The organism is Pseudomonas sp. B611 (assembly GCF_055407965.1).
This window is the reverse complement of record NZ_JBUZST010000027.1, coordinates 18,501-32,318: the sequence shown is the minus strand read 5'-3', so window position 1 is coordinate 32,318 and position 13,818 is coordinate 18,501. Positions and strand designations below refer to the sequence as shown.

Sequence of the window (13,818 nt, the reverse complement as noted above, 5' to 3'; positions counted from 1 at the left end):
TGCGCCGGCAACACAAGCTGGGCAACCACGCCGAGGTCTTTATGAACGCCCCCTTCGATCAGCTGTCCGCCTGGCTGAAAGAACACAAGATTACCGAAGTCGAATGCGTGATCAGTGATTTGACTGGCATCGCACGCGGCAAGATTGCGCCCACCAACAAGTTCCTGCATGAGCGAGGCATGCGCCTGCCGGAAAGTGTGCTGCTGCAAACGGTGACCGGGGATTTTGTCGACGACGACATCTACTACGACCTGCTGGACCCGGCCGATATCGACATGGTCTGCCGCCCGGTGGCCAACGCCACGTACGTGGTGCCGTGGGCCATCGAGCCCACCGCGATTGTGATCCACGACACTTTCGACAAGCAGGGCAACCCCATCGAGCTGTCGCCACGCAACGTGCTGAAGAAAGTCCTCCAACTCTACACTGAGCAGGGCTGGCAGCCGATTGTCGCGCCGGAAATGGAGTTCTACCTGACCCAGCGCTGCGAAGACCCGGACCTGCCGCTGAAAACCCCGGTGGGCCGCTCCGGTCGCGCCGAAACCGGGCGCCAGTCGTTCTCCATCGACGCCGCCAATGAATTCGACCCGCTGTTCGAGGACGTCTACGACTGGTGCGAAGCCCAGGGCCTGGACCTCGATACGCTGATCCACGAAGACGGCCCGGCGCAGATGGAAATCAACTTCCGCCACGGCGACGCCCTCGACCTGGCCGACCAGATCACCGTGTTCAAGCGCACCCTGCGCGAGGCGGCGCTCAAGCACAACGTCGCGGCGACCTTTATGGCCAAGCCGGTCGCCGATGAGCCCGGCAGTGCGATGCACCTGCACCAGAGTGTGGTGGACATCGCCACCGGCAAACCGGTGTTTGTCGACGCCGACGGCAAGATGAGCGAGCTGTTCCTCCAGCATATCGGCGGCCTGCAAAAGTACATCCCCAAACTGCTGCCGATGTTTGCGCCCAACGTCAACTCGTTCCGCCGCTTCCTGCCGGACACTTCGGCACCGGTCAATGTGGAGTGGGGCGAAGAAAACCGCACCGTCGGCCTGCGCGTGCCCACCTCCAGCCCGGATGCGATGCGCGTGGAAAACCGCCTGCCCGGCGCCGATGCCAATCCGTACCTGGCAATTGCCGCTAGTCTGCTGTGTGGCTACCTGGGGATGATCGAGAAGATCGAGCCGAGTGCGCCGGTGGAGGGCCGCGCCTACGAGCGGCGCAACCTGCGCCTGCCGATCACCATTGAGGACGCCCTGGCGCGCATGGAGGAATGCGCCACGGTCAGGCACTACCTGGGCGACAAGTTTGTGCGTGGCTACGTCGCGGTCAAGCGCGCCGAGCATGAGAATTTCAAGCGGGTGATCAGTTCCTGGGAACGTGAGTTCCTGCTGTTGAGCGTCTAAAAATCCATAAAAGGGGTGTCGATATGCGTCTTGTGAACAAGCTTTTCCCGCTGGCCCTGGTGGCGGCCTTCAGCAGCACCAGCCAGGCGGCGCCGACGGTCAGTATCTACAACTGGACTGACTACATCGGCGAAACCACCTTGGCGGATTTCCAGGCCAAGACCGGGATCAAGCCGATCTACGACGTGTTCGACTCCAATGAAACCCTGGAGGGCAAGCTGCTCGCCGGGCGCACCGGGTATGACGTGGTGGTGCCGTCAAACCACTTCCTCGCGCGCCAGGTGAAGGCTGGCGCGTTCCTCAAGCTGGACCGTGCGCAACTGCCGAACTTCAAGAACCTCGACCCCAAATTGCTCGCGTTGCTGGAGAAGAACGACCCGGGCAACGCCCACTCCGTGCCTTATTTGTGGGGCACCAACGGCATCGGCTACAACGTCGACAAGGTCAAGCAGGTGCTGGGCATCGACCATATCGACTCGTGGGCGGTGCTGTTCGAACCGGAGAATATCAAGAAGCTCAACCAATGCGGCGTGGCCTTCCTTGATTCGGCCGATGAGCTGTTCCCGGCGATCCTCAACTACATGGGCAAGGACCCGCGGAGCGAGAATGCCGAGGACTACAAGCAGGCCGAAGCCAAGCTGCTGACGCTGCGCCCGTATATCACCTACTTCCATTCCTCCAAGTACATCTCGGACCTGGCCAACGGTGATATCTGCGTGGCCTTCGGTTATTCCGGCGATGTGTTCCAGGCGGCCAACCGCGCCAAGGAAGCCAAGAACGGGGTAAACATTGCGTATTCGATTCCCAAGGAAGGCTCCAACCTGTGGTTTGACCTGCTGGCCATTCCTGCCGACGCCAGCAACCCGAAACAAGCCCACGCCTTCATCAACTACCTGCTCGACCCTGAGGTGATCGCCAAGGTCAGCGCCTCGGTGGGCTACGCCAACGCCAACCCGGCGGCCAAGGCCTTTATGGACCCGGAGCTGGTGAACAACCCCGAGGTGTACCCGTCCCAGGAAGTGCTCGACAAACTCTATATTTCCACCACGCCGACCCCGGCGACCATGCGCCTGATGACCCGCGCCTGGAGCAAAGTGAAGACCAACAAATGATCCCATCCAGTGACCACGCCCAGTCGTACTACCGCGCTTCGGCGAATGCCATGCCCGAGCGCCCGGCGTTGGGCGCTGACCTGAGCGCCGATGTGTGTGTGATCGGCGGAGGTTTCACCGGTGTGAACACCGCCATCGAACTGGCCCAGCGCGGGCTTTCGGTGATCCTGCTGGAGGCCCGGCGCATTGGCTGGGGCGCCAGCGGGCGCAATGGCGGGCAGTTGATTCGCGGCATCGGCCACGATGTGTCGGGGTTCGCCAAGCATGTGGGCGAGGAGGGCGTGCGCTACCTGGAGCGGGCCGGGATCGAGTCGGTGGCGCTGGTGGGCGAGCGTATCCGTGCGCACGGCATCGACTGCGACCTGCGCTGGGGCTTTTGTGAGCTGGCGAATACCCCGGCGCAATTCGCTGCGTTCAGGGGTGAGCAGGAGCATCTGGCGGCGATGGGATATGCCCATGAAACCCGCCTCGTCGGCGCGAAGGATATGTCCCAGGTGGTCGGCTCAGCAGTGTATGCCGGAGGCCTGGTGGACATGGGCTCCGGGCATCTGCATCCGCTGAACCTGGTGCTGGGGGAAGCGCAGGTGGCCGAGTCCCTTGGGGTGCGGATTTTCGAGCACACTGAAGTGCTGGAACTGATCCACGGCGATACGGTGCAGGTGCGCTGCGCCGCTGGCACCGTACGCGCCAGCAGCCTGGTGCTGGCGTGCAATGCGCACCTCGAAGAACTGGAGCCACGCCTGAGCGGCAAGGTGCTGCCAGCGGGCAGCTACATCATCGCCACCGAGCCGTTGTCGCAAGCGTTGGCGAATGAACTGATCCCACAGAACCTGGCGTTGTGCGACCAGAAAGTCGGCCTGGATTACTACCGGCTGTCCGCTGATCGACGTTTGCTGTTCGGCGGCGCTTGTCACTATTCAGGGCGTGATCCGGCGGATATCGCCGCGTATATGCAGCCGAAAATGCTCAAGGTATTCCCGCAATTGGCAGGCACCGCCATCGCGTTCCAGTGGGGCGGCAAGATTGGCATTACCGCCAACCGTTTTCCCCAGGTGGGGCGATTGCAGCAGTATCCCAACGTGTTCTATGCCCAAGGTTACTCGGGCCATGGCTTGAACGTGACCCATTGGTGCGCACGCCTGTTGGCCGAGGCGATTCACGCCGGGCATAGCCAGGGCCTGGATATTTTCAGCCAGGTGCCGCACATGACGTTTCCCGGCGGCAAGGTGTTGCGTTCGCCGCTGCTGGCGTTGGGGATGTTGTGGTATCGGTTGCGGGAGTTGATGCATTGAAGCGCCGGGCGTGGCAGGCTGGGCGACGTTTTCCTACGACTTTTGGAGATTTACCGTGCCAACAGCATCCGCAGTAATTGAAATCCCTGTATCCGCTGACAAGGTCTGGGCATTGGTTGGTGGCTTCAACGATCTGCCCAAGTGGCTGCCGTTGATCGCCAAGAGCGAACCGAGTGAAGGCGGCCGCCTGCGTCACCTGACAACCGCCGACGGTGGCGAGATCGTGGAGCGGTTGCAGACCTTTGATAATGTGGCGCACACCTACAGCTACACCATTGAGCAATCGCCGTTTCCGGTGAGTGCCTACCTGGCGACGTTGCAGGTTGAAGCGTTGAGCGATGCGTCGGCGAAGGTGACCTGGTCGGGTGTGTTCACGCCGAAGGAGGGTGTGACGGATGCGGCGGTGGAAGAGCTGTTTGCCGGTGTCTACAAAGGTGGGGTTGAGGCGTTGCGGGCGAATTTTCCGGCTTGATTGATCGTTCCCACGCTCTGCGTGGGAATGCCGCCGGTGACGCTCTGCGTCACGCCTTCAAGAGCGGACGCGGAGCGTCCAGGGATGCATTCCCACGCGGAGCGTGGGAACGATCAAAGGCCTCAGGCCTCGGGCATCAGCTGCTGCCGGCACTCCAGCACCAACCGCGCACCGCCGCTTTCACTGCTGCCCACTTCCAGCTTGAACCCGTGCAAGTTGATGATCGCCGCGACAATCGACAAGCCCAAGCCAAACCCGCCTTGCTGGTCGTTTTCATCCACGCGATAGAAACGCTGGAACACTGCGTTGCGTTCGGCAATCGGGATGCCCGGCCCGGAGTCGTGCACTTCGATGCGCGTGCTGCCGGCGTCGTTCACGGCGCGCAGGATCACTTCGCCGCCCGCCGGGGAGAACTTGATCGAGTTGCTCAGCAGGTTGGCCAGGGCTTCGAATAACAGGGCGCGGTCGCCGGTGATCCAGGGCAGGGACTCCGGGGTGTCGAGCACCAGTTGCAGCTCGCCTTCTTCGGCGAGCGGCAGGTAGAAGTCATGCAGTTCGCGCAGCAGTGGCAGCGGGTCCATCACCAGGAAGCCCGAGCGGCGCTGGTGGTCTTCCAGCTCCGAGATGCGCAGCAAGCCGCGAAAGCGCGCCATCAGGGTGTCGGTTTCCGTAATCGCATCATCCAGTTTTACTGTGTAGTTAGAGTCCTGTTCGGCCTCTTGGCGGATGCGATAGAGCTGCGCGCGCAGGCGGGTCAGCGGGGTGCGCAGGTCGTGGGCGATGTTGTCGCACACGCCCTTGACCTCGTTCATCAGCTTTTCGATGCGGTCGAGCATGGCGTTGACGATGGCGGCGAGCATGTCCAGTTCGTCGCGCCGATTCGACAGCGGCAGGCGGTGGGTCAGGTCGCCGGCGACGATGGCCTCGGCGCTGGCTTGAATACCGCGAATGCGCCGCAGCGGGCGGCGGCGCAGCAAGTGCCAGCCGGCGGCGCCGGGGATGATGGTCAACGACAGCGCCCACAGCAGCGCATGCCAGATGATCCGGGTCACGCCAAACAGCGAACCGTTGGCGCGCACCAGCACCAGCCAGCGGCCGTCGTCGGTGTGGGTGGCCACGGCGTCGCAGCTGTCCTTGGGCAACTTGGGGTCGTCGGAGTCGACGCAGTTGGCCAGGGCGTGGATCTTGCCGTCCAGCGGCAGGTCGGGCGGCACGGCACGGATCGGCCCGCTCAGCGGGTTGAATTGCTCGTCGAACAAGCCGTAGGCGTCCACGCCCTTCATGTCGAAGGTCATGCTGGTGGTCAGCGCTTCCACCAGTTCCTCGCCGTCGAAGCGCTGGAACAGGTGCTGGCGCTGCATCAAGGAATGGCGCGAGAGGTCGCCCAGGTAACCGGACACCTCGTAATACAGCACCCCCATGAGGATGCAGCTCCAGGCCACGAACAGCGAACTGTACAGCGCCAACAAGCGGCTGCTGGAGGAACGCCAGCCCTTAGAGGGGTTCAGCAATGACATAACCGGAACCTCGTACCGTGCGGATCAGCGGCGTGAGGCCCGGTGGATCGATTTTCTTGCGCAGGCGACCGATGTGCACGTCGATCAGGTTGGTGCCGGGGTCGAAGTGGTAACCCCAGACTTCCTCGAAGATCATCATGCGCGAGAGGATCTGCCCGGTGTTGCGCATCAGGAATTCCAGCAGCTTGTATTCGGTGGGCAGCAGGCTCAGTGGCTGCTCGGCGCGGCTGGCTTCGCGGCTGATCAGGTTGAGTTCCAGGTCGGCCACGCGCAGGGCGGTTTCGAATTCCTTGACGGTGCTTTTACGCCGCAGCAGTACTTCGACGCGGGCGGCCATCTCGTCGGAGGCGAAGGGTTTGGTCAGGTAGTCATCACCCCCGGCGCGCAGGCCACGTACCCGTTCGTCCACATCGGAGAGGGCGCTGATCATCAGGATCGGTGTCGACACGCCGATGGTGCGCAAGGTGGTGACGATGGCCAGGCCATCGAGTTCCGGCAGCATGCGGTCGAGGGTGATCAGGTCGTAATCGCCGCTCACGGCGCGGACCAGGCCTTCGCGGCCGTTGTCTACCCAATCTACGTCCAGTCCATGGCTACTCAGCTCGGCGACGATCTCGCGGGCTGTTACGGCATCATCCTCGATGGTCAAAATGCGGGTCATAGGATTACCTGGTGAGCGATTCACACTAGAAGTGGGGGCATTTTGCCAAGAAATGCCTGAACGCTTCCTAAATTAAACTTCATGTTGGCAGATCCACCAGATTTTCTACTGGCTGGCTGGGTCAATGTGGGCGCGGGCTTGCTCGCGAAAGCGTTCTTTCAGTGACAGATGTGCTGACTGACACACCGCATTCGCGAGCAAGCCCGCTCCCACACTGACCGAGTTCGGCTTGAAGTTGCATAACGCCCGTCCTGGCGAGGCGTTTCTTGCAAGTTGCATGGTCCTGGGAAGTTCAAGTTATTTAAATTGTTGAAAATGCTAGGTATTTAATTTCGATGCGACTGGCACGGCGCCTGCACTGTCCCTCCCGAGACATGTAACACCATTTTTCCTGCCGGGAGCAAAACAACAATGATCACATCCTCATCCACGTTGCAAGAATCGAGCGCGCGCTCCGGGGTTTCCTGGGGCGCGATTTTTGCCGGGGCCGCTGCTGCGGCGGCCTTGTCCCTGATCCTCGTACTGCTGGGCTTCGGCCTGGGCTTTTCGGCGGTGTCGCCGTGGGCCGAAAGCGGTATCAGCGCCAAGGGACTGGGCATTTCCACGATTATCTGGCTGGCCTTTACCCAGATCGTCGCGTCGGGCCTGGGCGGTTACATCGCCGGCCGGTTGCGGGTGAAGTGGGCCAATATGCATGGCGATGAGGTGTACTTCCGTGATACCGCCCATGGCTTCCTGTCCTGGGCAGTCGCCACGCTGGTGGCGGCAACCTTGATCGTCGGCTCCGTGAGCAGTGTCGTCGGTGGTGGCGTGAAAGCCGGTGCCAGCGTGGCCTCGGGTGTGACCCAGGCGGTCGGTACGGCGGTGAAGGGCGACGACTTCGGCTACTACGTCGACAGTCTGTTCCGCGACGACCGCCCAGTGGCCGTCAGCGACGACGCCGCCCACGGCGTGGTTGCACGTATCTTCGCGCGCACCCTGAGCAACGATGGCCAACTCGCCGCTGAAGACCGTGCCTACCTGGCCCAGTTGATCAGCCAGCGCACCAACCTCAGCCAGGCGGATGCCGAAGCGCGGATCGACAAAGTGTATGGCGATGCCCGTAAAGCGATCGAGGATGCCAAGCTCAAAGCCAAGCAGGCCGCGGATACTGCTGCGAAGGTGGCTGCCTATACCTCGCTGTGGACCTTCATCGCCCTGCTGATCGGCGCATTCGTTGCCAGCTTCGCTGCCACCTACGGCGGTCGCCGTCGCGATGCCGTGGTGTATGTCGAAACCGAACACTTTGTCCGTTAATTAAAGGAGAACATCATGCGCTCGATACTGCTTTTCTTCCTCGGTGTGCCTATCCCGGTCATCATCCTGATTGCCATCTTCATACACTAAACCTGAGCCTGGCTCGGTCCCCCCTGTGGGAGCGGGCTTGCTCGCGAAGGCGGCGTGTCAGCCACTGGATGCATCGACTGACACTGCGCTTTCGCGAGCAAGCCCGCTCCCACATTGGGTTTTGTGCAGTGTCAGCCAACTGGTCACCAGTAGCACCGTTGCCATGCAGGTCATGACGACCAAGGGGCCAGATGTACCATCGGACAACAACCCCGTCGCCCAACTACTCAGCGCCGTCAAAAACATCTGGGTAAAAAAGAACAACCCCGACGCCGTCCCGGCAATCGTGCCGTAAGGCTGCAACACCGCCAGCTGACAAGCCGGAATCACCATCCCCACCGACACCATGATCACCACCATCGGCAACACGATCGCCAGCCATTCACCCGGCAACACGGTGGTTGCTGCCGCGAGCGTCAGGCTGCCCAGCACATTCAACGCGATGGCAGCTGCAATCAAGCGATCCGGCTCGAACCGCAGTACCAGCCGGCGAAACAGATTCGCGCCCAGCATGTAGCCGCTAATGGTCGCTGCAAACACCAGGGCATAGGTCGTGGCAGACAGGCCGTAGCCCCTCTGTAACAACGCCGACGACTCTGCAATGAACGGGAAATACGTGCTGTACACGCAGCCGATGGCCAGGGAATAGCGCAGGAAATAACGGTCGCGCAGGAGCTGGCTGTAGATGCGCAACAGGTTGCTCGGCGGCGCGGCGGCGACCTCTGGCGGACGCGTTTCGGGCAGGCGGCGAAAAACCACCAGGCACAGCACGGCGCCGATCAACCCCAACAGCACAAACAGCCCACGTCAGTTGATGAACGGCAGCATCAGGCTGCCCAGCACCGGCGCGGCCATCGGCGATACGGCCATGGCCATGGAGATCAGCCCCAGCAAGCGCGCCTGCTCGTGACGGTCAAAGTAGTCACGCACGATCACGCGGCCGATCACGGTGGTGCAGCAACCGCCGAGGGCCTGGAACAACCGGGCGATGATCAGCACCGTGAGGCTGTCGGCCAGGGCGCAGGCCACAGTCGCCACGACATACAGCAGCAGGCCGGCCAGCAATACCGGGCGGCGGCCGAAGCGGTCGGTGAGCGGGCCGGCCACGAGCAGGGAAATCGCCGAGCCAAGGGTGTACAGGGTCAGGGTCAATTGCAGTTGGCTGTCGCTGCTGTGGAAGTAGTCGGCCATGGCCGGCAGGGCGGGCAGGTGCATGTCCAGGGTGATGCGCGGCAGGGCGATCAGCACGGTCAGCAGCACCAGCCAGAACCCGGTGGAAAGGGCGCGTTGGGTCATGGGAAGTTTCTTCGCAAGGGGTAGGGCTCAAACTCTAGCGGCATTGTGGTTTAATCCTGAGGGCCACTTACGGCTGAACTGACTGGACCACTATGAGCCGCGGAAAAGCTGCATCTGCCCTGGACCTACCCCGCCCCGACAGCCTGGACGCCGGGAAGCAGCAGGGCGCCTACGACGCCCTGCGCGCCGCCATCCTCAATCGGCAGTTGCCGGCCGGCAGCCGACTGCCGTCCACCCGCAACCTGGCGCAGCGTTGGCTGGTGTCCCGTGGCACGTTGGAAGCGGCCTTTGAACGGTTGCACAGCGAAGGGTATGTGCAGCGGCTGGCCGGCTCTGGCACACGGGTGTGTGCGGTGATCCCCGAGCAATTTATTGCGGCACCGGTGGCGAGTGCCGCGCCGCGCCGCGAGGCGGTGCCCGATCAACCGGACACCGGCGTGCAAAGCCATGTGCCCTTTGTTGCCCGGCGCCCGGATGCCAGCCTGTTCGATTTGAAGAGCTGGGCCCGCTGTATCTCCCGTGGCTTGCAGGCGGTGGGCCCGGGCGTGCTCGAAGCGGCCCATCCCGCTGGCTTGCCTGAGCTGCGCGCACAGATCGCCGATTACCTGCGCAGCTTTCGCGGCATGCAGTGCGAGGCCGATGAAGTGATCGTCACCAGCGGTATTCGCCATGCCCTCGACCTGATTGCCCGCACTGTGCTCCAGCCGGATGACATTGCGTGTGTGGAAGACCCCGGTTATCCGCCGGCGCGACGTTTGTTCGGTATGACGGGTGCGCATGTGCACCGCATTCCCGTCACCACCGACGGTATCGACACCGACCAACTCCCCAATGTGGCACGCCTGGCCTACGTCACCCCGGCCCACCAGGCGCCGCTGGGCATGACCCTGTCGGTGTCGCGGCGCCTCGCGCTGCTGGACTGGGCCGCCCGCGCCGATGCCTGGGTGGTCGAGGACGACTACGACAGCGAGTACAACTACAACGCCGCGCCACTGGCTGCGCTCAAGTCCCTGGACAGTGGCGACCGGGTGATCTACTGCGGCAGCTTCAACAAAAACCTGTTCCCTGGGTTGCGTGTGGGCTTCATGGTGGTGCCCAAAGGGCTACGCCGCTCGCTGCTGCGCACGTTGCAACTCACCGGGCATTCGGTGGGGGCGACGGATCAGTTGGGGTTGATGGAGTTTCTACGCAGCGGCGCGTTTGTGCGGCATTTGCGTGCTTCACGCCAGGCCTATCAGGCGCGACGCGATGCGTTGCTCGAATGCTTGCCTGAGGGCTGCAGGGTCAGCGGTCAACAGGCGGGTTTGCACTTTGTGTTGTGGTTGCCAGCGGGAGTGGGGGAGGACTATTTTTGCACCCGTGCCCTGCATGCAGGACTGACGTTGCAACCGCTACGCAAGTTCTGTACCCAAGTGACCCTGTCGCCAGCGGTGATCATTGGCTATACCGCGCTGACCCTGGCGCAGATCCGTTATCACGGCCGGACGTTGGCGCGGTTATTGGAAGTCTGTGTGGTCACTCGTTAAACCTGGTTGGCCAAAAGTCGGCGATAACGTGACATGCATTTTTGCGACAGTGGCGAGTGTTTTTAAACCTGTAAATGTTGACAGTAGAAAGTCAATGCCTGAACGCGCTAGAGTTTCGTTGGGTGGGTATGCCCATCTGCTTATGTTCAGGAGAATAGGCATGGCTAATTTAAAGTCGGCAGCATCTAATACCGTTGGCCAAATCAATGCAGTTATAAAGTATTTGGATCAAAGTCAGCCAGACAGGAACTTTGTCACCGATCAGCATGATGTAAGTATGGTGCAGCAGGTATCTGAAGTATTTGCCTCGGGCGGGCAGAAGGACGCAAACTTTCGGCAAAAAAGAAGCCTGTCACTGCGGTTCAGGAATATTGTGGCCGACGGCGTCAGCCGTACTTACAACGTTCCGCAGGACGTGGTGGGTAATTTCACTGATCTTTCTCCCAGCGGTGGGTTTGTCGGCCATTTGTTCGACAATGGCGTCGTGATTGCTACGCTGACGGCAAGCGGTCACCTCACGGCAACGGTAAAGTGTACCGCACGTAACAGCCCATTGAAGTCAGTGGACATTGATGGGGCCGTGGATATGACCGGGTTTAACCAAATGGCCACTGCCGATACGTTTACTGCAACCTTTGTGGGCGGTCCATTTGACGGGACTTCTTTCCGCGGGGCGACGTTTGACAGATTCGATGACGGCTTTGGAAGTTGGTATACGGTTGCTCACTATTTTGGCCCTTGGCCGTCGCTTCCCTTTCATGTCAGTGCTGTTGTGCATGCGGGGGCCGGAGCCCCTCCCTATAACTTGGCCAATCCGTCTGAAGCCATTGTTTATCTATATGACGAAACAACGCTTGAGGAGGCGTCGTCTATTGCCGGCGTGCTGAAATATTCCAGCCTTCCTTCTTCTGGCCGGTCGACAGGCGATTTTGACGCCACTGTGCGGTTCAATACCGAGCCCAGCTATTTCATAAGGCTTGGACGGTTTGACGTCACCGCATAGTTGGGTCAGTCATCAAACCCAACCTGCTCATGAATCTCATCCACCTTCAATTCCAAGCGATACGCCACCGCAATAAACAACGCCTGGCACAGACACAACGTGGCGCTCAGCGAGCGAAAGGCAAACGACGACCCCTCATTCACCAACAGCACCGCGTTCGCCCGCTTGGCCAGGGGCGACAGGTTGCTGTCGGTGATGATCAGGGTCTTGGCCTGATGATGCTGGGCGATGCGCAGGCAGTGCTGGGTCTCTTTGCCGTAGGGCGTGAAGCTGATGGCGATCACCAGGTCATTGGCGCGCACGCTGCGCATCTGCTCGCGGTAGCTGCCGCCCAGGCCGGAGATCAGGTGGATACGCTTGTTGGTGTGTTGCAGGTTGTAGACCAGGTAATCGGCCACCGCGAAGGAGCGGCGCACGCCGACCACGTAGATATTGTCGGCATTCACCACCAGGTCCACGGCCTTGTCGAAGGCCACGTCATCCAGTTCCAGCCCCAGGCGCTCGATGCCGGACAAGGTCGCGTTGACACACTCACGCGCCAGGTCGCCACCACTGGCTTTCTGCGACTTGTTGGCGATCATGCTGCGGATGCGCTGCTGGTAGTTCTGCACCGGCGTGGTCTTGTGGGTGTAGGCCTCGCGGAACAATGCCTGCATCTCACTGAACCCACTGAAGCCAAATCGCTGGGAAAACCGCACGATGGCCGAAGGGTGCACCTCGCACTCGCGGGCAATGTCGCTGATGCGGTCCACCATGATGCGGTCGCTCTGCTGGCTCATGTAGCTGGCGATGCGCTTGAGCTGGCGTGGCAGGCTTTCATATTCGTCGGTGATCAGCTGCAACAGACGTTCGGCATTGATCGGAGGGCTGGCGACGGTGTCTTCCAGGGTGGTCTCGGGATCGGTGCGGGACATGGGCAATCCTTCTGGCGTGTTGTTCTGTTGCGCTGATGGGTGGCGCAAGTCTACAGGGTAGGCGCAAAAAAATACCCCGGCATCACGGCCTGCGTGGCCCGCTGGCCCTACGCAATGGCGCATCGGTGACCTTGATCCAGGTACCGGTGATCTACTGGATTCGCGCACGGATTCTCGATCAGCTGCGCAATGTGTCGCTCCAGCAGCGTTACACCTGATGTGCCGCTGTAATACCTGTAAGGTTTCACAGTAGACACGTTTTACGGGGGGGTACTAGCATGGGCCGTAGCGTGATGTCACCTACAGAAAGGTAACTTACTGGCGGCAACGGAGGCGGCGATGACTAATTCAGCGAGTGTGGCGAATATTCAAACCATCGGCACGGCAGAGGCGGATATACACAATATTGAAATTGTGCCTTCTAACTATAAGTTTAAAGATGATGGTACTTTGACACGAATGTGGAGGCAAAATGGAAAAATTTATATAAGTGTTCGGCAAAGCCTTTCGCATACTGGCATGACGGGTCATTTTTTGACGTTTAGTTTTCGCGACTTAAACCCTGGGGAAACTAATGTAAAGTTTGATTTTTCAACCTCTGAGATTTTTTCCGTCTATGCAGTCAATAACCTTAATTCCACTGAACCCCACACGTTCGCCTCCGGAACGATGACGGTTTCGCTTGCCAATAGCGGTGATCATTTGACTGCGACGTTTTCCGGCAAGGCCTACTCAGGATTGGGTAATGAGGTAACGATCACAGCTGGCGACTTGGATCTGAAAGGTTTTGATGCAACGCCGTCGAGTGGAATGACCCCGTCTGGATCAGTCATCGGAGAAGGGTACATAGTGGGTTCTATCGAGGGAGGCCCGGATAGTGTCTCTGATTTTATAGCCACTGATGTGGAGCGGATTTATGTGCCCCAGTGGGGGTCTCGGCCGGCCTACTGGCTAGTTCGTGGGTTTTGGGTTGCCGGGCAACCCGCTGTCACGCGCGTCGTCGTTATCACACTCGCTGATGGTCAGACCGATCCCCAATACGATTTATCCAGAGATGATATAGCGAGTGTCAATTATACCATTCACAGCCAGTCCCTTATTGGTTGGGCTTTCAAGGGTGTTTTGACATTCGGTTCTCTCCCTGGAGCGGGGGAAGCTAGAGGTTCCTTCGAGTGCTGCATGCGTGGTAATGCAGCCACTGATTATCGAGTGACTGCAAAATTCTTAGTCCGGTAGTCA

11 protein-coding genes and 1 pseudogene are annotated in these 13,818 nt (G+C 60.5%); 8 read left to right on the top strand and 4 right to left on the bottom strand.

Annotated elements, in window-relative coordinates; translation table 11 throughout:
• Window positions 1-41: 41 nt before the first annotated feature.
• From ACZRMO_RS28775 to ACZRMO_RS28760, 4 genes are read left to right on the top strand one after another with little or no spacing between them, the layout of a single operon-like run.
• The gene (locus ACZRMO_RS28775) at window positions 42-1,400 is read left to right on the top strand and encodes a glutamine synthetase family protein (protein WP_463975102.1); all 1,359 of its coding nucleotides are present in this window, start codon (window positions 42-44) and stop codon (window positions 1,398-1,400) included.
• Between the two features lie 23 nt (window positions 1,401-1,423).
• Window positions 1,424-2,512: a polyamine ABC transporter substrate-binding protein gene (locus ACZRMO_RS28770; protein ID WP_463975087.1), complete on the top strand. Its 1,089-nt coding sequence runs from the start codon at window positions 1,424-1,426 to the stop codon at window positions 2,510-2,512.
• Window positions 2,509-3,804: an NAD(P)/FAD-dependent oxidoreductase gene (locus ACZRMO_RS28765; protein WP_463975086.1), complete on the top strand. Its 1,296-nt coding sequence runs from the start codon at window positions 2,509-2,511 to the stop codon at window positions 3,802-3,804. Before ACZRMO_RS28770 ends, ACZRMO_RS28765 begins: the two co-directional genes overlap by 4 nt.
• 55 nt (window positions 3,805-3,859) lie before the next feature.
• Window positions 3,860-4,276, top strand: coding sequence for an SRPBCC family protein (locus ACZRMO_RS28760; RefSeq protein WP_463975085.1), 417 nt, complete (start codon window positions 3,860-3,862; stop codon window positions 4,274-4,276).
• Window positions 4,277-4,398: 122 nt separating this feature from the next.
• Here ACZRMO_RS28760 and ACZRMO_RS28755 read toward each other — a convergent pair whose 3' ends face one another.
• Both ACZRMO_RS28755 and ACZRMO_RS28750 read right to left on the bottom strand, forming a co-directional pair.
• On the bottom strand, window positions 4,399-5,793 hold the full coding sequence (locus tag ACZRMO_RS28755; RefSeq protein WP_463975084.1) for a sensor histidine kinase: 1,395 nt from the start codon (window positions 5,791-5,793) through the stop codon (window positions 4,399-4,401).
• Entirely contained in the window at window positions 5,771-6,454 is a 684-nt protein-coding gene (locus ACZRMO_RS28750; RefSeq protein WP_003219726.1) for a response regulator transcription factor, read from the bottom strand. Before ACZRMO_RS28750 ends, ACZRMO_RS28755 begins: the two co-directional genes overlap by 23 nt.
• Window positions 6,455-6,865: 411 nt before the next feature.
• Here ACZRMO_RS28750 and ACZRMO_RS28745 point away from each other — a divergent pair, with 411 nt between their 5' ends.
• Window positions 6,866-7,750, top strand: coding sequence for a hypothetical protein (locus ACZRMO_RS28745; RefSeq protein WP_463975083.1), 885 nt, complete (start codon window positions 6,866-6,868; stop codon window positions 7,748-7,750).
• A gap of 147 nt (window positions 7,751-7,897) precedes the next feature.
• On the opposite strand, the pseudogene ACZRMO_RS28740 reads toward ACZRMO_RS28745, so the two are convergent.
• Window positions 7,898-9,136 (bottom strand): annotated as a pseudogene (locus ACZRMO_RS28740) (multidrug effflux MFS transporter).
• A 92-nt stretch (window positions 9,137-9,228) separates the two neighbouring features.
• On the opposite strand from ACZRMO_RS28740, the gene pdxR reads away from it, so the two are divergent.
• Window positions 9,229-10,662: a MocR-like pyridoxine biosynthesis transcription factor PdxR gene (pdxR, locus tag ACZRMO_RS28735; RefSeq protein ID WP_463975082.1), complete on the top strand. Its 1,434-nt coding sequence runs from the start codon at window positions 9,229-9,231 to the stop codon at window positions 10,660-10,662.
• A 160-nt stretch (window positions 10,663-10,822) separates the two neighbouring features.
• Window positions 10,823-11,665, top strand: coding sequence for a hypothetical protein (locus ACZRMO_RS28730; RefSeq protein ID WP_463975081.1), 843 nt, complete (start codon window positions 10,823-10,825; stop codon window positions 11,663-11,665).
• Between the two features lie 5 nt (window positions 11,666-11,670).
• Here the strand turns inward: ACZRMO_RS28730 and ACZRMO_RS28725 are convergent, their stop codons facing one another.
• Window positions 11,671-12,579, bottom strand: a complete 909-nt coding sequence (locus tag ACZRMO_RS28725; RefSeq protein WP_017735816.1) for a MurR/RpiR family transcriptional regulator — start codon at window positions 12,577-12,579, stop codon at window positions 11,671-11,673.
• Between the two features lie 339 nt (window positions 12,580-12,918).
• Between ACZRMO_RS28725 and ACZRMO_RS28720 the strand changes: the two genes are divergently transcribed.
• On the top strand, window positions 12,919-13,815 hold the full coding sequence (locus ACZRMO_RS28720; RefSeq protein WP_463975080.1) for a hypothetical protein: 897 nt from the start codon (window positions 12,919-12,921) through the stop codon (window positions 13,813-13,815).
• Window positions 13,816-13,818 lie beyond the last annotated feature (3 nt).

Excerpts from the sequence above, each read along its gene's own strand:
- ACZRMO_RS28775 (WP_463975102.1), top strand. The coding sequence starts at position 42 with ATGAACGCCCCCTTCGATCAGCTGTCCGCCTGGCTGAAAGAACACAAG.
- ACZRMO_RS28770 (WP_463975087.1), top strand. The coding sequence starts at position 1,424 with ATGCGTCTTGTGAACAAGCTTTTCCCGCTGGCCCTGGTGGCGGCCTTC.
- ACZRMO_RS28765 (WP_463975086.1), top strand. The coding sequence starts at position 2,509 with ATGATCCCATCCAGTGACCACGCCCAGTCGTACTACCGCGCTTCGGCG.
- ACZRMO_RS28755 (WP_463975084.1), bottom strand. The coding sequence starts at position 5,793 with ATGTCATTGCTGAACCCCTCTAAGGGCTGGCGTTCCTCCAGCAGCCGC.
- ACZRMO_RS28750 (WP_003219726.1), bottom strand. The coding sequence starts at position 6,454 with ATGACCCGCATTTTGACCATCGAGGATGATGCCGTAACAGCCCGCGAG.
- ACZRMO_RS28745 (WP_463975083.1), top strand. The coding sequence starts at position 6,866 with ATGATCACATCCTCATCCACGTTGCAAGAATCGAGCGCGCGCTCCGGG.
- pdxR (WP_463975082.1), top strand. The coding sequence starts at position 9,229 with ATGAGCCGCGGAAAAGCTGCATCTGCCCTGGACCTACCCCGCCCCGAC.
- ACZRMO_RS28730 (WP_463975081.1), top strand. The coding sequence starts at position 10,823 with ATGGCTAATTTAAAGTCGGCAGCATCTAATACCGTTGGCCAAATCAAT.
- ACZRMO_RS28725 (WP_017735816.1), bottom strand. The coding sequence starts at position 12,579 with ATGTCCCGCACCGATCCCGAGACCACCCTGGAAGACACCGTCGCCAGC.
- ACZRMO_RS28720 (WP_463975080.1), top strand. The coding sequence starts at position 12,919 with ATGACTAATTCAGCGAGTGTGGCGAATATTCAAACCATCGGCACGGCA.